At 28.7% G+C, this 24,990-nt stretch carries 31 protein-coding genes and 1 tRNA gene; 21 read left to right on the plus strand and 11 right to left on the minus strand.

Features of this window, described 5'->3' with window-relative positions; all coding sequences use genetic code 11:
• The first annotated feature begins 1 nt into the window (after position 1).
• The 3 genes from metG (at position 2) to CLCT_RS03730 (ending at position 3,636) form a co-directional block, all read left to right on the plus strand.
• Entirely contained in the window at positions 2–1,888 is a 1,887-nt protein-coding gene (gene metG / locus CLCT_RS03720; RefSeq protein WP_149062295.1) for a methionine--tRNA ligase, read from the plus strand.
• A complete protein-coding gene (locus CLCT_RS03725) occupies positions 1,889–2,830 on the plus strand; it encodes a hypothetical protein (protein ID WP_149062296.1) in 942 nt (313 codons plus the stop codon).
• 62 nt (positions 2,831–2,892) lie between these two features.
• Positions 2,893–3,636, plus strand: a complete 744-nt coding sequence (locus CLCT_RS03730; protein ID WP_039668356.1) for a major antigenic peptide PEB2 — start codon at positions 2,893–2,895, stop codon at positions 3,634–3,636.
• Between the two features lie 43 nt (positions 3,637–3,679).
• Here CLCT_RS03730 and CLCT_RS03735 read toward each other — a convergent pair whose 3' ends face one another.
• Positions 3,680–4,252: a YceI family protein gene (locus tag CLCT_RS03735; protein WP_039668357.1), complete on the minus strand. Its 573-nt coding sequence runs from the start codon at positions 4,250–4,252 to the stop codon at positions 3,680–3,682.
• 62 nt (positions 4,253–4,314) lie between these two features.
• Complete coding sequence (queC, locus tag CLCT_RS03740) at positions 4,315–4,980, minus strand: 7-cyano-7-deazaguanine synthase QueC (protein ID WP_149062297.1); 666 nt, start codon at positions 4,978–4,980, stop codon at positions 4,315–4,317.
• A 52-nt stretch (positions 4,981–5,032) separates the two neighbouring features.
• Here queC and ybeY point away from each other — a divergent pair, with 52 nt between their 5' ends.
• Together ybeY and CLCT_RS03750 are read left to right on the plus strand one after the other, a co-directional pair.
• Complete coding sequence (ybeY, locus tag CLCT_RS03745; RefSeq protein ID WP_149062298.1) at positions 5,033–5,446, plus strand: rRNA maturation RNase YbeY; 414 nt, start codon at positions 5,033–5,035, stop codon at positions 5,444–5,446.
• Positions 5,447–6,415, plus strand: a complete 969-nt coding sequence (locus tag CLCT_RS03750; RefSeq protein ID WP_149062299.1) for a DUF3298 and DUF4163 domain-containing protein — start codon at positions 5,447–5,449, stop codon at positions 6,413–6,415. It begins immediately after the preceding gene.
• Between the two features lie 4 nt (positions 6,416–6,419).
• On the opposite strand, the gene CLCT_RS03755 is transcribed toward CLCT_RS03750, so the two are convergent.
• Positions 6,420–6,830, minus strand: coding sequence for a PepSY-like domain-containing protein (locus CLCT_RS03755; RefSeq protein WP_039668361.1), 411 nt, complete (start codon positions 6,828–6,830; stop codon positions 6,420–6,422).
• A 114-nt stretch (positions 6,831–6,944) separates the two neighbouring features.
• On the opposite strand from CLCT_RS03755, the gene CLCT_RS03760 reads away from it, so the two are divergent.
• Both CLCT_RS03760 and CLCT_RS03765 read left to right on the plus strand, forming a co-directional pair.
• Positions 6,945–7,475 carry a rhomboid family intramembrane serine protease gene (locus tag CLCT_RS03760; RefSeq protein ID WP_149062300.1) on the plus strand — a complete coding sequence of 177 codons (531 nt, stop codon included), beginning with the start codon at positions 6,945–6,947 and terminating at the stop codon, positions 7,473–7,475.
• Positions 7,472–7,963 (plus strand): SixA phosphatase family protein, encoded by a 492-nt coding sequence (locus CLCT_RS03765; protein ID WP_149062301.1) that lies wholly within the window; start codon positions 7,472–7,474, stop codon positions 7,961–7,963. Before CLCT_RS03760 ends, CLCT_RS03765 begins: the two co-directional genes overlap by 4 nt.
• 409 nt (positions 7,964–8,372) lie before the next feature.
• Here the strand turns inward: CLCT_RS03765 and CLCT_RS03770 are convergent, their stop codons facing one another.
• Positions 8,373–8,573: a molybdenum cofactor biosynthesis protein gene (locus tag CLCT_RS03770; RefSeq protein ID WP_149062302.1), complete on the minus strand. Its 201-nt coding sequence runs from the start codon at positions 8,571–8,573 to the stop codon at positions 8,373–8,375.
• A gap of 95 nt (positions 8,574–8,668) precedes the next feature.
• Between CLCT_RS03770 and CLCT_RS03775 the strand changes: the two genes are divergently transcribed.
• Genes CLCT_RS03775 through CLCT_RS03785 form a run of 3 tightly spaced genes read left to right on the plus strand, consistent with a single transcriptional unit; the run spans position 8,669 to position 10,831 of the window.
• Positions 8,669–9,352 carry an aspartate/glutamate racemase family protein gene (locus CLCT_RS03775; RefSeq protein ID WP_149062303.1) on the plus strand — a complete coding sequence of 228 codons (684 nt, stop codon included), beginning with the start codon at positions 8,669–8,671 and terminating at the stop codon, positions 9,350–9,352.
• Positions 9,352–10,419, plus strand: a complete 1,068-nt coding sequence (locus CLCT_RS03780; RefSeq protein ID WP_149062304.1) for a tyrosine-type recombinase/integrase — start codon at positions 9,352–9,354, stop codon at positions 10,417–10,419. Before CLCT_RS03775 ends, CLCT_RS03780 begins: the two co-directional genes overlap by 1 nt.
• Positions 10,420–10,462: 43 nt before the next feature.
• The gene (locus CLCT_RS03785) at positions 10,463–10,831 is read left to right on the plus strand and encodes a hypothetical protein (protein WP_149062305.1); all 369 of its coding nucleotides are present in this window, start codon (positions 10,463–10,465) and stop codon (positions 10,829–10,831) included.
• Positions 10,832–10,833: 2 nt separating this feature from the next.
• Here CLCT_RS03785 and CLCT_RS03790 read toward each other — a convergent pair whose 3' ends face one another.
• Complete coding sequence (locus CLCT_RS03790; RefSeq protein ID WP_149062306.1) at positions 10,834–11,691, minus strand: DMT family transporter; 858 nt, start codon at positions 11,689–11,691, stop codon at positions 10,834–10,836.
• A gap of 84 nt (positions 11,692–11,775) precedes the next feature.
• Here CLCT_RS03790 and murA point away from each other — a divergent pair, with 84 nt between their 5' ends.
• Positions 11,776–13,032 (plus strand): UDP-N-acetylglucosamine 1-carboxyvinyltransferase, encoded by a 1,257-nt coding sequence (gene murA / locus CLCT_RS03795; protein ID WP_149062307.1) that lies wholly within the window; start codon positions 11,776–11,778, stop codon positions 13,030–13,032.
• Positions 13,029–14,189: a molybdopterin molybdotransferase MoeA gene (locus CLCT_RS03800; protein WP_149062308.1), complete on the plus strand. Its 1,161-nt coding sequence runs from the start codon at positions 13,029–13,031 to the stop codon at positions 14,187–14,189. The genes murA and CLCT_RS03800 overlap by 4 nt, the downstream gene beginning before the upstream one ends.
• Positions 14,190–14,217: 28 nt before the next feature.
• Here the strand turns inward: CLCT_RS03800 and CLCT_RS03805 are convergent, their stop codons facing one another.
• The gene (locus CLCT_RS03805) at positions 14,218–14,514 is read right to left on the minus strand and encodes an invasion antigen C (RefSeq protein WP_039668370.1); all 297 of its coding nucleotides are present in this window, start codon (positions 14,512–14,514) and stop codon (positions 14,218–14,220) included.
• Between the two features lie 110 nt (positions 14,515–14,624).
• On the opposite strand from CLCT_RS03805, the gene CLCT_RS03810 reads away from it, so the two are divergent.
• From CLCT_RS03810 to CLCT_RS03850, 9 genes are all read left to right on the plus strand, one after another.
• Positions 14,625–14,699, plus strand: a tRNA-Gly gene (locus CLCT_RS03810).
• 71 nt (positions 14,700–14,770) lie between these two features.
• Complete coding sequence (gene flgA / locus CLCT_RS03815; protein ID WP_149062309.1) at positions 14,771–15,439, plus strand: flagellar basal body P-ring formation chaperone FlgA; 669 nt, start codon at positions 14,771–14,773, stop codon at positions 15,437–15,439.
• Entirely contained in the window at positions 15,436–16,014 is a 579-nt protein-coding gene (locus CLCT_RS03820) for a UbiX family flavin prenyltransferase (protein ID WP_149062310.1), read from the plus strand. The genes flgA and CLCT_RS03820 overlap by 4 nt, the downstream gene beginning before the upstream one ends.
• Complete coding sequence (gene coaD / locus CLCT_RS03825; protein WP_170230433.1) at positions 16,011–16,493, plus strand: pantetheine-phosphate adenylyltransferase; 483 nt, start codon at positions 16,011–16,013, stop codon at positions 16,491–16,493. The genes CLCT_RS03820 and coaD overlap by 4 nt, the downstream gene beginning before the upstream one ends.
• Positions 16,484–17,068: a dTMP kinase gene (tmk, locus tag CLCT_RS03830; RefSeq protein ID WP_149062312.1), complete on the plus strand. Its 585-nt coding sequence runs from the start codon at positions 16,484–16,486 to the stop codon at positions 17,066–17,068. The genes coaD and tmk overlap by 10 nt, the downstream gene beginning before the upstream one ends.
• Positions 17,061–18,287 (plus strand): histidine--tRNA ligase, encoded by a 1,227-nt coding sequence (gene hisS, locus CLCT_RS03835; RefSeq protein WP_149062313.1) that lies wholly within the window; start codon positions 17,061–17,063, stop codon positions 18,285–18,287. The genes tmk and hisS overlap by 8 nt, the downstream gene beginning before the upstream one ends.
• Positions 18,284–20,113, plus strand: coding sequence for a biosynthetic arginine decarboxylase (gene speA / locus CLCT_RS03840; RefSeq protein WP_039668375.1), 1,830 nt, complete (start codon positions 18,284–18,286; stop codon positions 20,111–20,113). Before hisS ends, speA begins: the two co-directional genes overlap by 4 nt.
• Positions 20,110–20,715 (plus strand): serine O-acetyltransferase, encoded by a 606-nt coding sequence (cysE, locus tag CLCT_RS03845; RefSeq protein ID WP_149062314.1) that lies wholly within the window; start codon positions 20,110–20,112, stop codon positions 20,713–20,715. The genes speA and cysE overlap by 4 nt, the downstream gene beginning before the upstream one ends.
• Positions 20,712–21,743 carry a UDP-N-acetylglucosamine--N-acetylmuramyl-(pentapeptide) pyrophosphoryl-undecaprenol N-acetylglucosamine transferase gene (locus CLCT_RS03850; RefSeq protein WP_149062315.1) on the plus strand — a complete coding sequence of 344 codons (1,032 nt, stop codon included), beginning with the start codon at positions 20,712–20,714 and terminating at the stop codon, positions 21,741–21,743. The genes cysE and CLCT_RS03850 overlap by 4 nt, the downstream gene beginning before the upstream one ends.
• On the opposite strand, the gene CLCT_RS03855 is transcribed toward CLCT_RS03850, so the two are convergent.
• The 5 genes from CLCT_RS03855 to CLCT_RS03875 are packed head-to-tail and all read right to left on the minus strand — an operon-like array spanning position 21,736 to position 24,977.
• On the minus strand, positions 21,736–22,353 hold the full coding sequence (locus CLCT_RS03855) for a YggS family pyridoxal phosphate-dependent enzyme (RefSeq protein ID WP_039668378.1): 618 nt from the start codon (positions 22,351–22,353) through the stop codon (positions 21,736–21,738). The genes CLCT_RS03850 and CLCT_RS03855 overlap by 8 nt on opposite strands.
• Before the next feature lie 6 nt (positions 22,354–22,359).
• Entirely contained in the window at positions 22,360–23,607 is a 1,248-nt protein-coding gene (locus CLCT_RS03860; protein WP_039668379.1) for an RNA polymerase factor sigma-54, read from the minus strand.
• Positions 23,607–24,332, minus strand: a complete 726-nt coding sequence (gene lptB, locus CLCT_RS03865; RefSeq protein WP_039668380.1) for an LPS export ABC transporter ATP-binding protein — start codon at positions 24,330–24,332, stop codon at positions 23,607–23,609. The genes CLCT_RS03860 and lptB overlap by 1 nt, the downstream gene beginning before the upstream one ends.
• Positions 24,325–24,732: a tRNA (adenosine(37)-N6)-threonylcarbamoyltransferase complex ATPase subunit type 1 TsaE gene (gene tsaE / locus CLCT_RS03870; RefSeq protein WP_039668381.1), complete on the minus strand. Its 408-nt coding sequence runs from the start codon at positions 24,730–24,732 to the stop codon at positions 24,325–24,327. Before tsaE ends, lptB begins: the two co-directional genes overlap by 8 nt.
• Entirely contained in the window at positions 24,729–24,977 is a 249-nt protein-coding gene (locus CLCT_RS03875; RefSeq protein WP_039668382.1) for an RNA-binding S4 domain-containing protein, read from the minus strand. Before CLCT_RS03875 ends, tsaE begins: the two co-directional genes overlap by 4 nt.
• Between the last annotated feature and the right edge of the window lie 13 nt (positions 24,978–24,990).

A 24,990-nucleotide genomic window follows, 5' to 3' on the forward strand; every position in this document is an offset into this window, starting at 1 on the left:
AATGCGTTATATTACTACTCCGATATATTATGTAAATGATGTGGCTCATATTGGTCATGCTTACACTACGATTATAGCAGATACTTTGGCTAGATTTTATCGCTTGCAAGGAAAAAAAACATTCTTTTTAACAGGTACAGATGAACATGGTCAAAAGATAGAGCAAGCTGCTAGTGTTAGAAATTTTACCCCTAAAGAGTATGCAGATGAAATCAGTGCTAAATTTAAAAAACTTTGGGATGAGTTTGAAATTTCTTATGATTATTTCATTAGAACTACGGATGAAAATCACAAATTAAGCGTACAAAAAGCATTTAAAAAAATGTTTGATAAAGGTGATATTTATAAAGGAACTTATGAAGGCTTTTATTGTGTTTCTTGTGAGAGTTATTTTACCCAAACTCAGCTTGTAAATGAGTGTCATTGTCCAGATTGTGGTAAAAAAACACAGCTTCTAAAAGAAGAAAGTTATTTTTTCAAGCTTTCTAAATATCAAGATCAAATTCTTAAATGGTATAAAGAAAAAGAGCCGATTTTACCCAAAAATAAGGCTAATGAGTTGATTCATTTTGTAGAAGGTGGCTTAAAAGATCTTTCTATTACAAGAACGAGTTTTGAATGGGGTATAAAGCTTCCAAAAGAATTAAATGATGAAAAACATGTGGTGTATGTTTGGCTTGATGCTTTGATGAATTATGTGAGTGCTTTGGGTTATGGACTTGATGATAAAAATATGGATCTTTGGCCTGCTCATATTCATTTTGTAGGTAAGGATATCTTGCGTTTCCATGCAGTGTATTGGCCTGCGTTTTTGATGAGTTTAGAACTTCCTTTACCTAAATTTATAGCAGCACATGGTTGGTGGACTAAAGATGGTGAAAAAATGAGCAAATCTAAAGGCAATGTAGTAGCACCTAAAGAAGTAGCAGATATTTTTGGTTTAGAAGCTTTTAGATATTTTTTACTCAGAGAAGTTCCTTTTGGTAATGATGGGGATTTTTCACACAAAGCATTAATCACTAGAATCAATGCAGAATTAAGTAATGAGCTTGGAAATTTATTAAATAGAATTATCGGCATGAGTGCTAAGTATTCTCAAAATATTATTGATTGTAAAGATGTGAATTTATATTTTAATCAAGAATTAAACGAATGTAAAGAGTATTTAAATAATGCGATCAATGCTTTAGAAAATATCCAGCCAAATCGCTATTTAGAAGAGCTTTTTAAGGCTTTATCTTTAGCAAATTTAAGTATTAGCAAGTATGAGCCTTGGAATTTAATTAAAAATGATCAAATGCAAAAAGCCAATGCCTTAGTGGCTTTATGTGCTAATATTTTAACAAAAGTTACTATTTTACTTTCAGCTGCTATGCCAAAAACAGCTTTAAAAATTGCCAAAGCTTTAAATTTTGAAATTTCAAACGAAAACTATCAAAAACTAATTTTAAATAATCAATTATGCGGTTTAAAATCAAGTGCATGTGAAGCTTTGTTTCCAAAAGTTGAATTAACCCAAGAAAACAAAAAAGAAGAAAAAGCAGAAGAGAAGTCAAGTTTAGCTCAAATTAAAATTGATGATTTTAAAAAAATTGAAATAAAAGTAGCACTAGTAAAAGATTGTCAAAATATAGAAGGAAGTGAAAAACTTTTAAAATTTCAACTTGAGCTTGAAAATGGCGAACTAAGACAAGTGCTTTCAGGTATTGCTAAATTTTACAAAGCTAGTGAATTAATAGGTAAACAAGTTTGTGTGATTACCAATCTAAAAAAAGCTAAAATTTTTGGTCATGAAAGTCAAGGTATGATTTTAAGTGCAGAAAAAAATGGTAAATTAGTTTTAATTAGTCCACAAAGTTTTATAGAAAATGGAGCCGTAATAGGCTAAATGAATATTTCTAATTTTATTGAGCTTGTTAATGCCCAAGTTTTAAACTATGGAGCAACTTCTAGTGTTTATGATTTTAGTATAGATTTAAACAAAGTCAAACAAGCAAGTGTATTTTTTGCTAAAAATAATGAACAAGCTAGTTTTGCTATAAAACTTGGAGCTTATGTCATAGTAAGCGAGGAGAAATTAAATCTTGAAGATAAAGATGTGTTTTATCTTCAAGTTGATGATCTTGAAGAAGCTGTTTTTAGGTTTTTTAGATTTTTATGCGAAGAAAAATCCTATGAATTTATATATTGCAATCATATAGAATTAAAATTTGCAAAAGCCTTTAATTTTAAAGCCTTAAACTCAAATATTTTATTAGATTTTGATCTTTTAAAAAATTCTAAAGAAAAAACTTTATTTTGCTCTGATGATGAAAAATTTATTCTAAAATTAAAATCAAATTTTCATACCTTAAAAGCTTGTAAATATGAAATTTTAGGTTCAAAATCTTTATTTCAAACGAGCTTACTTTGTAAAAATTTGTATTTTAAAGATTTAAAATTTGCATTTTTTTATGCACATATTTTTGCTAGTTTTATTGAATTTATAGAAAGTCAAAAATTGCCCTTTAGTTTTAATGATAAAAAATTAGAACTTTTTAAAGCTTATTTTTTAAACTCAAAAAATGAAATTTGTGCTTTTGGGGGTAGCTCTAGGGTAATTTTACTCGTGGAAAATGATGAGGATTTTGACTTTATAGCACAAAAACTTCAAGATACCAAGGGTTTTAAAACCGCATTAAAAAATTCTTTATTTTGTGATTTTTCTTATACAAATTTAAAAGAATTAAAAAATTTTCTTGATTTTAGATATTGCTTGATAAAAGAAAACATAGAAGACTTTTTAGAATGTTTTTTTGTCTATGAAAAAAATATTAATTTATTTGATTAAAAAAATATATACTTTAAAAAGCTATATTTTTAATTTTATTTTATTAATTTAAAGGAAAAAATATGAAAAAAATTTTATTTTTAAGTTTATTTGCTGCAGCTGCATTGAATGCTGAAATTTTAGTGTATGGTCCAGGCGGTCCAGCTCCTGTTTTAAAAGAACTTGCTAAACAATTTGAAGCAAAAAACGGAGAAAAAGTTATCGTTAATGCAGGACCAACACCTAAATGGATCAAACAAGCCAAAATGGATGCTGATATTATTTATTCTGGTAATACATCTATGATGGATGGATTTGTTAAAGCTATGTCAAAACAAATCAAAATACAAGATGTTCAGGTTTTAAATGCTAGAGGTTCAGGCATGATAGTAAGAGCTAATAACCCTAAAAAAATTAAAAAATTTGAAGACCTTTTAAAAGATGGTGTTAATGTTATGGTAGTTGATGGAGCAGGGCAGGTTGGCTTGTATGAAGATATGGCTTTAAAAACAGGAAAAATCGAAAACCTAGAAAAACTTAGAAAAAATATCAAAGTGTATGCTAAGAATTCAAAAGCAGCAGTTGATGAGTGGAAAAATAATCCAAATATTGATGCTTTAATTATTTGGACACATTGGATTAAAGCAGTTGGTGAGAAAGAAAATAAATTTATTAAAGCAGATAAAAATTCAATTATTTATAGAGCTGCTGAAATAGTACCAACACAAAAAGGTTTAAAGAATCCAAAAGTAGCTGAATTTATAGAATTTACACAAAGCAAGGAAGCGCAAAAAGTATGGGAAAAAGAAGGTTGGTTAGCTAAATAAATTAAGTTAAAGCATTTTACTTTATTGTAAAATGCTTTTTAAATTATTTTTCGTTAATTTCTGCTTCTATATTTATTTGCACTTCATCACTAAGTGTCAAACTAGAGGTATCTGGAGCAAATTTAAAATCACTTCTTTTAATTTGTCCTTGTAAAGTAAACCCTGCTTTTTCTTTACCACTATCTGTCTTAATAACTCCACCAATTTCAGTATCTAAAACAATATCTTTACTTACGCCAGCAATATTTAAAGAGCCATACATCTTACCTTTTTCATTAGAAATTTTTTCATATTTGCTCATAGTAAAAGTGATGTTTGGGTGAGTTTTTGCTTTGAAAAAATCATCTTGTTGTAAATGAGCATCTCTTGCTTTATTTTCAGTATTTATAGAAGTAACTTTTACATTTGCCTGAAGTTTATTAAATTCAAATTTAGTACTATCAAAATCAACCACTGCATCATAGTCTTTAAAATTTCCATTTACATTACTAATTTGCAAATGCTTGATTTTAAAAGCTACATTTGTATGAGCTTTATCTAGAATAAATTCTTTACTTAAAGCATTGCTTGCTAAAATTGAAGCAGCTAAAAACGAACCAAGTAATATTTTTTTCATTAATTCTCCTTTTTTAATATGTAAAATCTATTATACAAACAAAAATAAAATGAAAGCAAATTTTAAATGTATTCTATAAAATCTTTCACATTGGCTTCTTTAAAGCCTTTTAATCTTAATAAACAACTATCACATTTGCCACAAGCTTTATCTTCTCTTTCATAGCAAGACCAAGTGCATTCTAAGGCCACCTTTTCTTTTAAGGCTAATTCAACTATTTGTCTTTTGCTTAGATGAACTAATGGGGTTTTAATTACAACATTACAAGTTTTTGTTGTGCCTTCATTGATAAACTCACTTGTTTTTTGTATGAAATTTGCACTACAATCAGGATAACCACTACTATCTTCTTGTACTACTCCTATGAAAATACTTTCGCATTTTTCTTTTTCAGCTATGGCTCCTGCAATAGATAAAAAAATGCCGTTTCTAAAAGGAACATAAGTATTTGGAACTTCTTTTTCGTGTAGCTTTTCTTTGGGAATTTCTAAATTTAAATCCGTTAAAGAATTACCACCAATATTTGCTATAAATGAAACATCTAAAATATATTTTGTTTTTATATTAAGTTTTTCACAAATTTTATTAAAACATTCTCTTTCTTTAAGCATGGTGCGTTGATTGTAATCAAAATGTAAAGCAATGATTTCATATCCTTCTTTTTTGGCTAAATATACACATAAAGTACTATCCATACCACCACTTATAATACAAAGAGCTTTTTTCATATTTTTCCTTAATTTTGATATAATTTGAAATTATAAAATCAAAAGGATAATAATGATTTTTTGTGAAGAAGAAATGGATATTTCTTTTCTTGAAAAAATTGCTCAAAAAATGAGTGATCAAAATATAGAACTTGTTTTAGTAGATGAAAAAACCATGCATGAAATTAATTTTAACCAAAGAGGAGTAGATAAAACTACAGATGTCTTGTCTTTTCCTTTGGTGCAAAATTGTGAACATTTGCTTGGCAGCATAGTGATAAATTTAGATGAAGTAGATAAAAAAGCTATGGAATATAAACACAGCAATGAAGAAGAGATGGCATTGCTTTTTATACATGCTATGCTTCATTTGCAAGGTTATGATCATGAAGTAGATCAAGGGCAAATGAGACAAAAAGAACAAGAATGGATTGAGTATTTTAAACTACCAAAAAGTTTAATTATAAGAACACAAGAAGGAGATTGAATGATTAAAAAAATAATATTAAATTTAGGTTTATGTGTAAGTTTATATGCATATAATGAAAATACATTTGCATTAAATATTTTAGAAGGAAAGGAATTTGATATTCACTTATATAGTTCCATTAAAAGTAACACTAGTTACGGTTTTGTCCAAACAAAACAAAAACAATACAGTTTTTGGGGTAGTGCTAAGAATGGTGAGTATTATATAGATATAGTAGATTTTGGAACTTGCGTTTTAAAAGATATACATAAAAATAAATTCGATGCTTTATGTAAAATAGATGAAGTAAAAAAAGAATTTAGCTTTTTAGCCAGCAAGACAAATACGATGATTTATCAGTTATCACTTAAAGAACAAAAACAACTAGATGCTAATAAAACTATAGAATTTGACTTTAGTGAAGATATTTTAAAATTGATAAGTAAAAATGAAAAATTAAATAAAATTATTGATGATTTTAATGAGAATTTAGATAAAAATTCATTAAAACAAAAAGCAAAAGAAAGCTTTGAAAAATGGAGTAAAGAAAACATTTCCAATAATGAGTTTTTTTCTCAAGCTTATATGTTTTATCAAGATGAGCATATTATCTCTTTAGGAAAAAATATTTATGAGTATAAAGGTGGTGCTCATGGTATGACTAATTTTTTAAGAAAAACTTATAGTGTTGATGATATGAAACTTATAAATATAAAAAATGAGTTAAAAATAGAAAGTGAAGATTTTCAGAATATGATTAAGCAAAAGATTTTAAGTTTATACAGTGAAAATGAATTATTTGATATTAAAGAATTTAAAATGAGTGAAATTTTTGAAGTAAGAAAAGATGGATTAAATTTTATATGGGAGCCTTACGAGATAGCTCCGTATTCAACAGGAGCAGTTGAAGTTTTTATAAGTTTTGATGAATTGAAACCCTTTTGGAAGAAAAATTCAAAACTTGCTTATTTGAGTAAAATCAAATAAGCATTTAATCATCAAATTTTTGTCTTAAAATCGTTCCATTATTATCTATGTAAAGCTTCATTTGATTGTTTAGTTTGATTTTATAATAAGAAATTTTTCTTTCTATTTCTATGATTGCTGTATTAGGGTAGATATTTTTGATGGTATTTTGTATTGCTAAAGGTAAAATCGCATAATTTAACGAGCTAAAATTTTCAGCCTCTTTAAATTCTCCATTAAGCGAAAACTCAATCTCACTTCCATCGCTTAAATAAATCTCATAAGAATAACCATCTTGTTCTACTAGGCCTATTTCTGCATTAAAATAATCTTTGATAAATTGTTTGATATTTACCGGTAAAGAATCAGGTGCTATAACTATACCTGCATTAAGGGTATTTAGAGTGATCAAAAAAGCAAAAGCTAGTTTTTTCATTTTTAACCTTATTTTATTTTTTGACGATATTGTACCTTATTAATGTGAATTTTATGTGTAAGCTAGAATTTAAATAGCTTTTTGTTATAATTATTAAAAATACAAAGTAGGGTAATGATAGCTTCTTTTCTAATTGCTTTAAATATTGTGATATTTGTTTTTGTGAATTATCTTTATTTTGGATCCTTAAATTTAGATGCTATTTTAGGTTTAAATTTATTTTTCTTTCAAGGATTTTACTGGCAAATTCTAAGCTCAATGTTTATGCATGGAAATTGGCCTCATTTGATTTTAAATATGATAGTACTTTTTCAATTTGGCTCTATGCTGGAAAAATACTTAAAAAGCTTTAAATTCGCTTTGCTTTATTTAATTGGCGGAATTCTTTGTTCTTTACTTAGTGCTTTTTATGTGTATTTAAGTTTTGATGGTAGTTTTGTAAATGTAGTGGGTGCAAGTGGTGCTATATGTGTTTTAATGGGATATTATGCATATTTGGATAAAACCGCCACTAAAGGACTTATTGTAGCTATATTATTAATGAGTTTTGTACCTATTTTTATGGGTGTAAATATAGCTTGGTATGCACATATTTTTGGCTTTATATGCGGATATCTTTTGGGTAAATTCAAGGTTATAAAATGAAATATATCTATTTTATCCGTCATGCTAAGGCTCAAAAAGAAAACTACGAACAAGATTTACAACGCGAGCTTAGTTCTAGCGGAAAAGATGATCTAAAAACTATGATTTATAGGATTAAAGATTTAGAATTTAAAGCCCAAAGCATTATTTCAAGTCCTGCTAGGCGTTGTATAAAAACAGCGCAAAAACTCTGCAAAAGCTTTTCTTTAAAAGAAAAAGATATTAAGATAGAAAAAAACTTTTATGATAGTAATTTAGAGGATGTATTAAATTTTATAAAAGAATTAAAAGAGAGTAGGGTAGTGCTAATTATGCATAATCCTTTATTGCAAGAACTCTGTGAATATTTAGCTCATATAGATTTAGAAAACTTTCCAACTTCTGCTATTTTATGTATGCAATTTGATATAAAAGAATTTAAAGATATAAAAGAATACAGCGGGGAAGTTGTGTTCTTTGATTATCCTAAAAGTCAAGAAAATAACTAATCTACATTTTTAAACTTCAATTTTATTTAAGCAAAAATATAAACTAAAATTTAGTTGAAATAAAAAATATACATCTTTAGTCTTTCATAGCTACATAAAATAACTTATAATATTTTTCAAAAAATTATACTTATTTTTTTATGGATAAGTTACTTTCACTCAAAAATTAAAATGCTTTAAAATACTATATTATAGGTATTTTAAAATACATTTTACTTGTGAAAGTGTAGATAAATATAAAAGTTTGAAAATTATAGTTTTCAATACAAAATATATATAATTTCAATATTTTACTATTTATCATATAATTTTACATATATATTAAGTTTAAATTAAAATATTTTTATAAGACTAAAAAAAGATAAAATGATGAGTAAAAAAAAGTTTAGCTTGTAAGGAATTTTTGGTTTTATTTGGATTTTTGGATTAATCTTGAAAGTTGTCTTGCTAAAAGTTTAGCACTATTTTCATCTTTACTAAGTTTTTTCATATTTTCTCTAAATTCATAAAGTCTTTTTTCTTGTGCAAAGTCATTATTTGAAGTATTATTTTGTTTTGAGTTATTGCTTTGGTTTGCTTGCTTTTGTGCGGTTTTTTTCTTGAAAAACATATTATTTTACCCTATTTTGTTTTTTATAATTATAGCTTGATATTTTTTAAGTAAGATTTTTTTATAATTTTTATATTAAGTTTAAAAGGAAAAAATTGAAAACCATAGGTTTAATAGGTGGAATGAGTTATGAAAGCACACTTAGCTATTATGAAATAATCAATAAATTAACAAATGAAAAATTGGGAAAATTACACAGCGCTAAGATAGTTTTAACTAGCGTTGATTTTGAAGAAATAGAAGAATGCCAACGTAAGAATGATTGGCAAAAAGCAAGTGAAATTTTAACCCAACATGCCCTACTTTTGCAAAAATATGGAGTTGATTTTATATTAATTTGTACTAATACTATGCATAAATGTTATGAAAATATACAAAAAAACATTCAAATTCCTATCTTACACATAGCTAAAGCTATGCTTTTAGAGCTTCAAGAGCAAAATATCAATAAAGTATTATTGCTAGGGACAAAATACACCATGCAGGAAGATTTTTATAAACAACTTTTAATTAACTCAAAGATTGAAGTTTTTATCCCTAAAAGGGATGATATTTTAAAACTTAATGGTATCATTTTTAATGAGCTTTGCAAAGGTATTATAAATGAAGAATCAAAAAGATATTTATATGATTTGATTGCTCGATTTCCGCAAGTTCAAGGAGTTATTTTGGGTTGTACTGAACTTGGCTTGATTATAAAAGAAAACTCTAAAAAGCTATTTGACAGTACATATATTCATGCAAAAATGGCTACTTTGAAAGCCTTGGAGAATGAGTGATGAAATATCCTCTAGATTGTGAAGAAAATTTTGAAAAGTCATTTTTATTTTGGCTTTGTAGATATATGAAATTTAAGCTTAATTCTTTATCAAATAAAGAATTAAAAGATCCTCAAGCTTTGGCTGTAGTAAATTTAGCCTTAAGTAAGGGTGTTAAAAATATACAAGAGCTTGATGCTTATGTAAAAAAAGCAAGAAATGCAGGACTTAGCGGTGTAAATACGTATTTTAATCCTTTGAAAAAACTTTATGAGTATTTGTTGTTTTATAAGCTTTATTCGCTAAAACAAATTGACGAAGAACTTTTAGTAGAAATTTTAGCAAGTATTAGTGCTTCTTTATCTGATGCGAGTAAAAAAAATTATCGCATAGCTGTGATTAATTTTTTTGCATTTTTAGATAAACAAAATGAAGAAGATCAAAAGGCGCACATTTTTGATATTAATCTTAAAAATTGGGCAGGTATAAGTGGTTCTAAAGGAGTTAAACTACCTGAGTATATGAGCGAAGATGAAGTGAGTAAATTTTTAGATGCTATTGATAATACAGATTTTAAAAGCAACACTATACGCAATCGCTTGATTATTAAAATCATCATTTTTACAGGAATTAGGGTTAGCGAGGCTATTAATATAAAATTAAAAGATATTAGCGATGAAAATGATCTTTATATCATACGTATTAGAGCTAAAGGCAATAAATACCGCGTTGTAATGATTAAAAAAGAGCTTATAGAGTATCTTTTAAAAGATGTAAGAGTAAATTATCTTTCTTGTGATGGACTTTTATTTGTCAATCGCAATGGTAAAGCCCTAACCCAAGCTTATGTTTCGCGTATAGTAGAACAAATTTTATTTAAAGCAGGAATTCGCAAGCAAAAAAACGGAGCTCATATGCTAAGGCATACTTTTGCCACCCTACTTTATAAAAAACAAAAAGATTTGGTTTTAGTCCAAGAAGCACTAGGCCATGCAAGTTTAAATACTTCAAGAATTTACACACACTTTGACAATGAAAAGTTAAAACTAGCTGCAGAAGTAGCTAAAAAACTTCACGATAGAACTTAATGTTTATAAAAAATCCGATATATCCTTAAAGAAAGGATATATCATGCAAATAAATGATCATGCTAATAAAATTAATTCTTATATTTTAAACACTAAAAAAGAAGAAAAAGAAAGTAAAGAGAATAAGAATTTTATAGAATTTAAGTTTACACAAGGTGTGAAAGAGCTTGAAAAAAGTGTTAAAGATAATCAAAATAACAGTGAATCTGAAGATCAATCAAGCAAGCTTTATAGCGAGTTAGCTAAGATACAAGCTAAAATTGCAGAATTAAATGTAAAATTACAATCAAGCCAAGATCCACAAAAAGCCCAAATGATTAATTCTCAAATTCAAAGTTTAAATGCACAAATGCAAAGTATATATGGCCAAATCATGCAAATACTTTCTCAAGCTATGCAAAGTATGCAATGATTTTAATGTTTTTTAGCATTTAAAAACACACTAAGAATGATTAAGGCAAAAGCAAAAAGATCAATCATACTATAAATAGTTCCTAAAAATAAAAAACTCATAAAAGCAGCAGCCACAGGTTCTATACAAGCTATCATACTAGCTTTAAAAGCTCCTATTAATTCAACTCCTTTTAAGTATAAACAAAAAGCCCCTATTGTGCCTATAAATACAATCGTGCTCATAGCTAAAAAGGAATTTAAAGAAAAATCATGTTTTGGGATATTTCCTTGTAATAATACAAAAAGCAAAAAAGAAGCAAATAAACTAGCCAAACCCATGATTAAAAATAAGCCATATTTTGCTATGATAAGCCTAGCACTCAAAGAATAAAACGCCACTCCAAGAGCTCCAAAAAAAGCCCAAATAACACCTCTTATATCAAGTTTTAATGTATTAATATCCCCATTTGTTATAAGTAAAAATAAGGCAAAAAGTATTAAAAATAAAGCGATTAGCTCTATTTTTTTAGGTAAAATTTTATTTTTAAAACACATAAAAAGCATTATGATTAATGGTGCGTTGTATTGTATCATTGTGGCAGTTCCTGCATCGGTATAATAAATAGCCTTAAAATAACCATATTGAGTTATCAATAAACCAAAGATAGAAAAAATCAAAAGAGAGCTAAGTTCTTGTTTTTGCTTTAGTAATTTTAATTTGAAATTTTGTGCACCCAAAATTATTAAAATAATGCCTGTAAAAAGCAAACGATAAAAACTCACCCATTCAGCAGAATAATTATTTTTAAACAAATACTCAGCCAAAACTCCACTTACTGCCCAAAATATCCCACCAAGTATGACTAGAAAAACACCCAAAAAACACCTTTAATCTTATTAATTTATATAATATTTGTAGTAAAATATTATTATATCATTATGTATATATTTTAAGGAAAATTAATGACTTATTTAGAGATTGATGGTGTTGAAAAGTTAAATGGAGAAGTGGTAATAAGTGGTGCAAAAAATGCTGCACTCCCTTTGATAGCTTCAAGTATTTTAGCTAAAAATGAAGTTCAAATTTCAAATTTACCGAATGTAGCAGATATTTGCACCCTACTTTCTTTACTTGAAAATTTAGGAGCAAATTATACTTTTAAAGACAATTTTGCAAAAATAAATACAAATAATTTAAATAAAACCATAGCAAAATACGACATCGTGCGTAAAATGCGTGCTTCTATACTTACCTTAGGGCCTTTACTAGCTAGATTTGGAAATTGCGAAGTTTCTTTACCAGGAGGTTGTGCTATAGGTCAACGCCCTATTGATTTACACCTTTTAGCTTTAGAAAAAATGGGAGCTAATATTGAGATTAAACAAGGTTATGTAGTAGCTAGTGGAAAGCTTAAAGGTGCTGATGTGATGTTTGATAAAATCACTGTCACAGGCAGTGAAAATATCATTATGGCAGCAGCCTTAGCTCATGGTAAAACTAGACTTTTAAATGCTGCTAAAGAGCCTGAAGTGGTACAACTTTGTGAGATTTTAGCTGGAGCTGGGCTTGATATACAAGGCATAGGATCTTCTGAACTTGAAATTTATGGCACAAGTGGAGAACTTTTAGAATTTAAACCTTTTGAGATTATTCCTGATCGTATTGAAGCAGGAACTTATCTGTGTGCAGGAGCTATCACTAACTCAAAAATCACTCTAAAAAAAGTCAATGCAAGCCATCTTAGTGCAGTTTTGGCAAAGCTAGAGCAAATGGGTTTTAGCTTTGATATTAATGAAGATAGTATTAGTATAAATCCTGCTAAAGAAATCAAACCAGTTGAAATTTTAACTAGTGAATATCCAGGCTTTCCAACGGATATGCAAGCACAATTTATGGCTTTAGCTTTAAAAGCAAATGGCACAAGTATTATCGATGAGAGATTATTTGAAAATCGTTTTATGCATGTAAGTGAGCTTTTAAGAATGGGAGCTGATATAAGATTAAATGGGCATATTGCTACTATAAATGGCACTAAAGAGCTTTTGGGAGCTGATGTTATGGCTACTGATTTGCGCGCATCTTCTGCTTTGATTTTAGCAGCTTTAGCAGCTAAAGGAACTAGTAAAATTCATAGAATTTATCATCTTGATAGAGGGTATGAAAATTTAGAAGAAAAATTTAAGAAACTAGGCGCAAGTATAAGAAGGCTTGAAGAATGAGAGATATTTTTGCAACTTTAGATTTTTTAAAAGAACAAATCAAAGCAAAAAATGAATTTCAAAGAGTAAATTTAACACAGGCTTTGGGGTGTATTTTATATGAAGATATTTTTGTAAAAAAAAACCTACCCGCTTTTGATAATTCTGCCTTAGATGGCTATGCATTAAATTATACACATAAGAATGAATTGCTAGAAATAAAAGGAAGTATTTTAGCAGGTGATAAAAATGATTATATTATAGAAAAAAATGAATGTTATAAAATCATGACAGGAGCTAAAATTCCTCAAAATGCAAATACCATTTTAATGCTTGAGGAAGCTTTGCTTGAAGATGAAAAGCTCAATGCTAAAAATGCTAAAGAAAACAATGCTATCCGCTTTAAAGGCGAGGAAGCAAAGCTCGGAGAGCTTTTGTTTAAAAAGGGACAAAAAATCACTTCAGGTATGGTAGCTATGTTTGCTGCTCAAGGAATTTATGAGTTAAATGTCGTTAAAAAATTGCGTGTTGGGATTTTTTCAAGTGGAGATGAGCTTGTAGAGCCTTGGGAAAATGCTGATGAATACAGTATATATAATGCAAATGCTTTTGGAATTTATGCTATTTTGCAAGATTATGCTGATGTTGAGTATTTAGGACTTATAAAAGATGATTTAAACGCATATAAAGAGCTTTTAGAAAATAAAGAATTTGATATGCTTATAAGCAGTGGTGGAGCTAGTGTAGGTGAGGCTGATTTTATCAAACAAGCTTTGCTTGAGTGTGATTTTAGCCCTATTTTTGAAAAAGTCAATGCTAAACTTTGTAAACATGTAAAACTTTTTAGTAAAAGCGATATGCTTTTTCTAGCCCTACCAGGAAATCCTTTAGCTTCTTTAGTTTCAACGTATATTTTTGCAAAAAATATACTCAATTTACTTTATGGTAAAGAACTTTTGGAATTTGATAAAGTAAGATTGACTAAAGATTTAAATTTCAAAGGTCAAAGAAATGATTTTACTTTTGGAAAATTAGTCGATGGGTATTTTAAACCAAGTGAAGCTAAATTTGGCTCAGGTATGCTAAAACCTTTATGTGAAAACACGCATATTTTAATCACTCAAATTGATGATACAAAATTAGCAAAAGATCAAGAAGTTAAAGTTTTAAAAATTTAATAGGGTTACACTACCCTATTTTGAATGATTAACTTCTTGCTTTATCTAAGGTTTTGAAAAGATTGTTTAAGATATTTTCTTCATTTTTTTGGTATTTGCTTTGGCGTAGTTTCTCCCAAGCATATACGCTATAATCTTTAGAAATCGAACCTATATTTAAATCTGTATTACTAAAAGCATTGTTGCTATCTTTTTTATACTCTTTTTCTTCTTTGTCTTTAAGTGCATTAAGTGTAGCTTGAAATTCATCTGAAGATGTGTTTTTTTCTTTGATTTTTGTCATATTATTTAGGGCTAGCGGACTATTTTTATCATTTACTTGCATGAGAACTCCTTTTTTAAAATTTAATAACTACAAGCAAAAAACATTCCTTAATTTTAAAAACTTGACAATAAAATAAAGTTTTGATAAAATCACACTCTACATTTTAAAATGCGGGAATAGCTCAGGGGTAGAGCACAACCTTGCCAAGGTTGGGGTCGCGAGTTCGAATCTCGTTTCCCGCTCCACTTCTTTTAACTAAAATCAAACTTTTTTAATGTATTATATGATTAATATATTTTTATAAAAGGTTGCTGTATTGTTTTTTAAACAAATCATTCTAGTTTTATTTTTCTATACTTTTAGCTTTGCTTCAAATTTTGATGAAGTAAAATTAGCTTTGATTAAAGAATTTAAGACAAATTATCCGCAACTAGAAATTATTTCTTTAGATCTTAATACTCAATCAAGCTTGCCTGCTGATTTTAATCAATACATTTTTTTAAAACTAGGTAATCATAATTTTGATAGAGCAGATGGTTTTGTAAAGGCTGAATTTAAAACTCCAGAGCAGTTTAAAAAAAATATATTTTTTAAGTATTTTTTAAGGGCAAAATTAGAAGTTTTGCAAACCACGCGCCCTATTGCGCGCAATGAAAATTTAAGTCCTGCTAGTTTTAAAATTTTAAAAATTCCTTTTGATAAAGCCCCTCAGGGTATATTAAAAAAAGATGAAATCGCAAATTTAATAGCCAAAAGCAATATAAGAGAAAATATGATTTTAAAATATAATATGTTTAAAACCAAAACCCTTATACAAAGAAATGATTCTGTTTATGGGGTTATCAAAGATGGGGATTTAAGCATGATAATAGAGTTAAAAGCCTTGCAAAGTGGAAATTTAAACCAAAGAATTCGCCTTAAAAATAAAGATGGAAAAGTCGTGCATGGTAAAGTTATTAGTAAAAATTATGTGGAGCTAAAATGAAAAAAATTTTAGTAGGTATTAGTGGGGCTAGTTCTTGTGAACTTGGATTTTTATTGTTGAAACATTTAAAAGAAAAAGGGCAAATTTATGCCATTATAAGTAAAAATGCAAAAATAAGCTTTACAAAAGAAAATTCTCTTTTAGAAAATATAGACTTTTTGCAACACATAAAAGATAATTTTGAACTTGAACATGTAAATTTTTTAGATAATGAAGATATTAGTCAATGCGTTGCAAGTGGATCTTTTGGCATAGAAACGACTTTTATCACACCTTGCTCAATTAATACTTTGGCAAAAATTGCTTGTGGTATAAATGATACTTTACTTACAAGAGCTGCAGGAGTGGCTTTAAAAGAACGCAAAAAACTCATACTTGGAATAAGGGAAATGCCCTATTCTACTTTAAATTTAGAACAAATGACTAAACTTTCTAGCTATGGAGTTATTATCGCTCCTCCTGTAATGGCAAGTTATGCTAAGATTGATAATTTGCAAAAACTATATGAATTTATCATAGGAAAATGGCTTGATTTAGCAAATATTGAGCATAATTTATACCAAAGGTGGCAATGATGGCTAGTTGCATATACCCAGGAACATTTGATCCTATCACTAATGGACATTTAGATGTGATTGTTCGAGCTAGTAAGATGTTTGAAGAAGTAGTCGTTGCCATAGCTAAAAGTGAGAGTAAAAAGCCTATGTTTAACTTAGAACATAGAGAAAAAATGGTAAAAATTGCTACAAAAGACTTAAAAAATGTTAAAATTGCAACTTTTGATAACTTACTAGTAGATCTTGCTAAAAATTTGCAAATAAATATCATTATAAGAGGCTTAAGAGCGGTGAGTGATTTTGAGTATGAATTACAACTTGGTTATGCAAATCACATGCTTTGGGAAGATTTTGAAACTATATATCTTATGCCAAATTTAAAAAATTCTTTTATTTCAAGCTCCATAGTAAGATCAATTTGTATGCATAATGGCGATGTGAGTAAACTTGTGCCAAAAGAAATTATACCTTTATTAAAGGAGAGAGATTGTATATAGCTTTTGAAGGGGTTGATTGCGTGGGTAAAAGCACGCAAATAGAGCTTTTAAAAAAATATTTTCATAATGCATTTTTTACCAAAGAACCAGGTGGAAGTGAGCTTGGAGTGCATTTGAGAAAAATTTTATTAGAAAGTAAAATGCAATTTTCTAAAAAGGCTGAGCTTTTGCTTTTTTTAGCAGATAGAGCAAACTTAATCGACATGCATTTAGCGCAAAATAAAAATAAACTTATCATTTCAGATCGTAGTTTTATTTCTAATATGGCTTATGCAAGATGTGATTTTGATCAAAATATTTTATTTGAGTTAAATTCTTTTGCCACAGGTGGGCTTTTTCCACAAAAGGTTGTATTTTTATGTGGTTCTAAAGAGCTTATTGAGCAAAGACTTTCTAAAAAAGATCTAGATAGTATTGAAAAAAGAGGGATTGAGTATTTTTTAAATATCCAAAAAGCTTTAGAAGAAACTTTAGAGTTTTTAAAAACCAAGATAGATATAAAAATTTTAAAATTAGATGCTTCTTTGAGTATTGAAAATTTACATGAAAAGGTTAAGGAATTTATAGATGATTAATGCTTTAAAAGGAATGAAAGATTTACAAGATGATCAAGCTGCTCTTTATGAAAAAGTAGTAAAAACTTGTGAAGAAGTAGCTAAAAACTATGGTTTTGCTTTTATTAATTGTCCGCATTTAGAACTTACCAAACTTTTTAAAAGAAGTGTTGGAGAAAGCTCTGATATAGTTGGCAAAGAAATGTATGAATTTGTTGATAAAGCAGGCAATGAAGTGTGCTTAAGGCCTGAAGGGACAGCTGGGGTGGTAAGATCATATATAGAAGCTAAAATGGATAAGGCTCAAAGTGTTAAAAGATGGTTTTATCATGGCTCTATGTTTCGCTATGAAAGACCACAAAAAGGAAGATTGCGTGAATTTCATCAATTTGGAGTAGAAAGCTTTGGTATAGCAAGTGTGTATGAGGATGCGAGTATTATTTTAATGTTAAATGAAATTTTTAAACGCTTAGAAATTCATACAAGTTTGAAAATTAATTCTTTAGGCTGTAAAGAATGTATGGGTGTGTATAAAGAAAAACTCATAGCTTTTTTAAATTCTAAAGAAAGTTTTTGTGAGGATTGCTTAAGAAGAAAAGACTTAAATCCTATTAGAGTGCTTGATTGTAAAAATGATCATTGTCAAAGTTTAATCGAAAATGCGCCAAAACTAAGTGAGAATTTATGCCCATGTTGCAAGAAAGATTATGAAAAATTGCAAAAACTTTTAAAAGAAAATGATGTTGAGTTTGAGTGTGATGAGAAATTAGTGCGTGGGCTTGATTATTATTCTAAAAGTGCATTTGAGTTTGTTAGTGATGAAATCGGTGCAAAAGCTGCTGTAGCTGGTGGTGGAAGATATGATAGATTGATTGAATACTTAGATGGTAAAAGTGGCTATGGCGTGGGTTTTGCTATGGGTATAGAAAGGATTATGGCTATTTTAGAGCAAAAACAAAGCGTAAAATCAAGAGAAGGAATTTATCTTTGTGCTATGGATGAAGCTTATATAGATACTATTTTTAAATTAGCAAATACTTTAAGAAAAAAACATAAAGTATATTTAAGCTATGAAGCAAAAAAACTTGCAAAGCATTTAAACCAAGCAGATAATGCTAATGCTAAAATCTTTTTGTGTATAGGTGAAGATGAGATACAAAAAGAAGAGATTTTTTATAAAAATTTAGAAAATAAAGATACTAAAAATATAAAATTAGCAAATTTGGAGAATGAGTTATGATTGATTATGGTATTAATATTTGGGGTGCAAATAATTTTATCATCGAAAATGGCAAAGTATGTGTAAATCATGGTAAAAAACCTGCTATTATAGATATAGTAAATACTTTGCGTGATGATGGTTATAAGGGGCCATTATTGCTTCGTTTTCCTCATTTAATCCATAAGCAAATTGAACAAATTTATGAAAAATTTTCTAAAGCAAAAAAAGAATTTAACTACAAAGGTTCTTTTAATGCTGTGTATCCTTTAAAAGTCAATCAATATCCAGGTTTTGTAAAAAATTTAGTTAATCTAGGTAAAGAATATAACTATGGCTTAGAAGCAGGAAGTAAGGCTGAGCTTTTACTAGCTATGGCTTATAACAATGAAGGCGCTCCTATAACAGTTAATGGTTTTAAAGATAAAGAACTTATAAATATGGGCTTTATAGCGTGTGAAATGGGTCATAATATCACTTTGACTATGGAAGGACTTAATGAGCTTGAAGCGATGATTGAAATTGCTAAAAATCGTTTTAAACCAAAGCCAAATATAGGATTAAGGGTGCGTTTGCATTCAGCTGGAGTAGGAATTTGGGCAAAAAGTGGTGGTATAAATTCAAAATTTGGTTTAACATCTACTGAACTTATTGAAGCAGTAAATCTTTTAAAAGCCAATAAGCTTTTAGATCAATTTACTATGATACATTTTCATTTGGGTTCGCAAATTACCGAAATTCATCCTTTAAAAAAAGCTCTAAATGAAGCAGGTAATATCTATACTGAGCTTAGAAAAATGGGTGCAAAAAATTTAAAAGCCATTAATCTTGGTGGGGGTTTAGCAGTAGAATACTCTCAGTTTAAAAATGAAACAAGTAGAAATTACACCTTAAGTGAGTATGCAAACGATGTTGTGTTTATTTTAAAAAGCATAGCAGAACAAAAAAAAGATTTAGAGCCTGATATTTTTATAGAAAGTGGGCGTTTTGTAGCAGCTAATCATGCTGTTTTGGTAGCGCCTGTTTTAGAACTTTTTTCTCAAGAATACACAGAAAGTAAGCTTTTGTTAAAAGATAAAAACCCAAAACTTATTGATGAACTTTATGATTTGTATAAAAACATTAAAGCTTCTAATGCGCTTGAGTATTTACATGATAGTATTGATCATATGGAGAGTATTTTAACCTTGTTTGATTTAGGTTATGTAGATTTACAAGATCGCTCTAATAGTGAAATTTTAGTACATTTGATTATGAGAAAAGCTATTTCTTTAGTGGGTGATCAAGCTGATTTATCGAGTTTGCAAAATGAAGTACAAGAAAAATATTTAGTGAATTTTTCAGTATTTCAGTCTTTACCTGATTTTTGGGGCTTGGAACAAAATTTCCCTATCATGCCACTTGATAGACTCAATAAAAAACCTACAAGAAGCGCAAGTATATGGGATATAACTTGTGATAGCGATGGAGAAATTTCTTATTCTAAAGATAATCCTTTGTTTTTACATGATATTGATGTAGAAGCTGAAGATTATTTTTTAGGATTTTTCTTAGTGGGAGCTTATCAAGAAGTCCTTGGTATGAAGCATAATCTTTTTACACATCCAACCGAAGCTTGTATAAGTATTAATGAAAAGGGTTTTGAAGTAGAAAGCGTACTAGAGGCCCAATCTATTTTAGATACCTTAGAAGATCTTGACTATGATATTCATGCAATTATGGATAATATTAATGAAAAAATTTATGCTTCAAAACTTGTTAATGAAAGTCAAAAAAAGCATATTTTGGGTGAAATTTATTTATTCTTAAACGATAATGGATATTTAAAAAGCATAGGTTCTAAATGAGTATTTTTAAACTAATCAAGGAAGATTTTTCTATGCCAAAGCAAAAAGATCCTGCATATAGATCTTGCGTGGAATTAGCTTTTAACTATCCTGGTGTTTGGGCTGTGGTAAATTATCGCTTTGCGCATTTTTTTTACCAAAAAGGGTTTAAAAAAATAGCAAGGATTATTAGTGGGATTTCGCAGTTTTTTACCGGAGTTGATTTACACCCTGGGGCGCATTTGGGTAGAAGGGTATTTATAGATCATGCAAGTGGGGTTGTGATTGGCGAGACTTCTATTATAGGTGATGATGTTTTGATTTATCAAGGTGTTACTTTGGGTGGAACGAGTTTAGATAAAAATACCAAAAGACACCCTACTATAGAAGATGGCGTAATCATAGGTTCTGGTGCTAAAATTTTAGGTAATATTACCATAGGAAAAAATGCAAAAATAGGCTCAAATGCAGTTGTGTTAAAAGATGTTGGGCCAAATTTAACAGCTATTGGCATACCTGCTTATATTAAAGAATATGGTAAGATTGATTATGAACAAAAAATCGCTAAATTAGAAGCAAGACTTGCTATTTTGGAAGAAAAGCTAAATAAAGAGGACAAATGATAGCAATTACAGGTGGAGGCACAGGAGGGCATTTAGCTATAGCTAGATGTTTGTTACAAAGTGCAAAAAAACAAGACATAGAATGTATTTACATAGGAAGTGAAAATGGCCAAGATAGACTTTGGTTCGAAAATGAAAATAGCTTTTATAAAAAATACTTTCTAAGCTCTCAAGGCGTTGTTAATAAAAAAGGTTTAGCTAAGATTCAATCGTTTTTGCATATTATAAAACTTGCAAGAAAAACAAAACAAATTTTAAAAGAACATAATATTAAAGCAGTTTTTAGTGTGGGTGGATATAGCAGTGCTCCAGGCGCTTTTGGTGCTTTAATGGCAAATATCCCACTTTTAATCCATGAGCAAAATTCAAAAATGGGAAGTTTAAATTCACTTTTAAAACCTTTTTCTAAAGCTTTTTTTACTGCTTTTGACGATCAAGTTAATAAAACAAATACTTTCTTTTGTCCTTATCCTATTAGTGAAATTTTTTCACAAAAAGCAAGAGTAAGAAAAGAATTAAAAAATATTATTTTTCTTGGTGGCTCTCAAGGAGCTAAATTTATAAATGATCTTGCTTTAGAAAATGCCTTATACTTTAAAGAAAAAGGTATAAATATCATTCATCAATGTGGTAAAAATGATTATGAAAGATGTAAAAAAGCTTATAAAGATTTAAATGTCAATGTAGAGCTTTTTGACTTTGATAAAAACATTATAGATAAAATTTCTAAAGCAGATTTAGCTATATCAAGATCAGGTGCAAGTAGTCTTTTTGAGCTTAGTGCAAATTTACTTCCTTGTGTTTTCATTCCTTATCCATATGCGGCTAAAAATCATCAGTATTTTAATGCTTTGTATTTAAAAGAGCGTAATTTATGTGAAATTTTAACTCAAGAAGAAAAACATAAATTTTTAAACTTAGTGGAAAATTTCTCACTAGAAGAAAAATCTTTAGCCTTGCAAGAATTAAAAAGTGAAAATGGTGCAGATTTTATGATAGAAAAAGCAAAACAAATGGGGTTTATTTAAATAGAATACTCCCTAAACGCACCATATTTGAGCCACATTTTATAGCTAGCTCAAAATCCCCACTCATACCCATAGAGCAAATTTTTGCCCCGTGTTTTTGTAAATTTTCATAGATTTTAAAAGTTTGCTCAAAGCTTTCTTGAACTTTTTCCTCATCCATAGAACCTATACACATAATGCCTACTAGATTTAAATTTTTACACTCTTCTTGTATTTGCAAATACTCTTCTATGGCCTTATTTTGTTCTATGCCACTTTTAGAACTTTCATTAGCAGTATTAATTTCTAATAAAGCATCTAATTTATAATCAAGTCTTTTATCTACAGCTTTGGCGATTTTTAAGCCATTGCAAGATTGCCAAAGTAATGGGTTTTGTTTGATTAAAAGATTAATTTTATTACTTTGAAGATTACCTATAAAATGCCATTTGATTTCTAAATCTTGAAGTTTTTCTTTTTTTAAAGCCAAAGCTTGGACTTGATTTTCTCCAAACTCTATAACACCTTGTTTAAAAAGCTCTCGAATTTGTTCATCTTGAACATACTTGCTAGCTGCTACTAAACGCACATTTTGTTTTATGGTTTTTTCAAAAATACTTTCTAAATTCATCTTTTCCTACATCAATTCATATAATTTTTTACGCTCACTTGAGCTTCCTATACCAAGTTGCATACGATATTTAGTGATAGTTCTACGCCCTAGTTGTACACTTGGGAATTCTTTTTGAGTGAGTTCAAGAATTTTTAAATCACTCAAAGGCTTTTTGGGATTTTCTTTTTTAATTAAGTTACTAAGAAAATCTTTAATTGTTGCATTAGAAGTTTCACCATCATCAACTGCGGTGGTAAAGAAAGATTTTAAAGGTATTAAGCCTCTATCACAACTTAAGTATTTGTTTGCAATTGCTCTTGAGATAGTTGAAGCATTTCTTTCAAGATCTTGTGCTAAATCTTTAAGCTGCATGGGTTTGATATCCCCGCCCATGAAAAAATCATATTGATATTCTATAATCATAAGTCCTAGTTTATAAAGGGTAGCTTTACGCATGGCTAGTGCATCGATTAAATTTTTAGCATCTTTCAAATAAGCGCTTAAAAACTCATGATCTAAACCATCTGTTTCAAAAGCAATTTCAGGGTAATAATCATCATTGATTTTAATTTTAATTTCACCATTTTCTTGATAAATAAATATATCAGGAATGATTTCCATACTCTCTTCAAAATACTCCAAAAAAGGCGGAATGGAGATTTTTTTAATTATCGCTATAGCCTTTTTATACAAAGGATCTTTGATAAAATCTTTTGCATTTTCTAAATTTAAAATTAGCATTTTACAAAATTCATAAAGCTCATCATCTAAGTCAAAATGCTCTAATGCAAAAATAAAAGCTTCTTGATTATCTTTTGCCCCTACCCCAACGGGATCAAGGTATTTAAATCTTTGTCTGATTTTTTCTACTTCTAAAGGATCAAATTCACCTAAAATTTCCTCATCATACTCAAAATAACCTTCATGGTTTAAACATTCTATGATTTTTTCAGCAATGGTTTGGGATTTTTTAGTAGGAAAAAATGGTGGTATGATTTGCTCGCTTAAAAGTTCATATACATTTTTTACTTCCAAGCTTTTTGCGTCAATCATTTGCGTGGTGGTATTTTTACTAAAATATTCTTGATAATATTTGTTTTGATTGCTTGTAATACTTGAGTTTTCTTTGATCTCTATAAAAGGATTTTCTTTAGCAAATTCATCTAAGCTTTCTTTTAGATCTTCAATATTAGCTTGCAATATAGGAAGCCAAGATCTTAAGGTTTGCGATAGTTTTGCTTTTTGTGTTATAGAGGTTTTTTGTTTAAGCATTATTCAAGTCTAAACTCACTTCCAAGATAGTATTTTTTAACATCTTCATTATGTGCAATTTCATTAGCATTGCCACTAGCTAGCAACCTTCCGCTTTTAATTACATAAGCTCTATCGCAAATTGCTAGAGTTTCTCTTACATTATGATCAGTGATTAAAACACCTATATTCATAGCTTTTAAGTCATTAATCAAGCTTTGAATTTCACTCACTGCGATAGGATCAACCCCGGCAAATGGTTCATCAAGAAGTAAAAATTTAGGATCACACATAAGTGATCTTGCTATCTCACAACGCCTTCTTTCACCCCCGCTTAAACTCATACCTTTTCTATGTCTAATAGGTTCTATGCTAAGTAATTCTAGCATTTGCTCTATCTTTTGTTCTAATAAATTTTTATCTTTATATATTACTTGGGCGGCTAAAAGTAAATTTTCTTCTACACTTAAATCTTTGAAAACACTACTTTCTTGAGGTAAATATCCAATGCCAAGCTTTGCTCTTTTGTTAAGCGGTTCTTTTGTAATATCTTGTGAGTCTAAAAACACTTGTCCACTTGTTGGTAAAATAAGCCCACATATCATATAAAAACTTGTAGTTTTTCCTGCCCCATTAGGCCCTAAAAGCCCTACAACTTCCCCGCTTTGTACTTCTAGTGAAACATCGTGTATGATTTTTGTTTTTTTAATGATTTTTTCTAAATTTCTAGCTTCTAGCTTACTCATGTATTATATACTTTCTTTTATTTTCATAAGGAATGATTTGTAAAATTATATTAAAAATTTGATATTTATCTAAGTATTTTTTTAACTTTTCATCACCCCACTCTACCAAATGCAAACCCTCTTCAAAAAAATTTTCAATCAAACCATTTTTTAAAAGTCCATCAAAACCTTCTTGATAAATATCATAATGATACATTTTACCTTGTTGAAAACCATACTCTTGCATGATAGAAAATGTAGGAGAATTAAGCGTTTTTTCTACCCCAAGAAATTGAGCATAATTTTGAACCAAAGTAGTTTTACCACTGGCTAAATCCCCTTGAAGTAAAATAACTCCATTTTTAGGTAAAATTTCACAAAGCTTATAAAGCTCATTTTGACTTAAAATCATTTCTTTCATTGAATTTTTATCACATATTTTTCTTGCATAGCTTTTGGTATGCTTTTGGTTGTTGGTATGTCTAAAACTTTATAGATATTAGTATATTCTATAAATTTAATGCTTATTTCATCACCAATTTTTACTTCTTTACTAGCTTTAACCACTTGATTGTTTATACTTACTACGCCACTTTTGCACATATCCTCTGAAATAGCACGACGCTTAGTAATGTTAACTACATTTAAAAACTTATCTATTCTCATAAAAATATTTTAT

The organism is Campylobacter lari subsp. concheus, from assembly GCF_008245025.1.
Taxonomy (GTDB): Bacteria; Campylobacterota; Campylobacteria; order Campylobacterales; family Campylobacteraceae; genus Campylobacter_D; species Campylobacter_D concheus.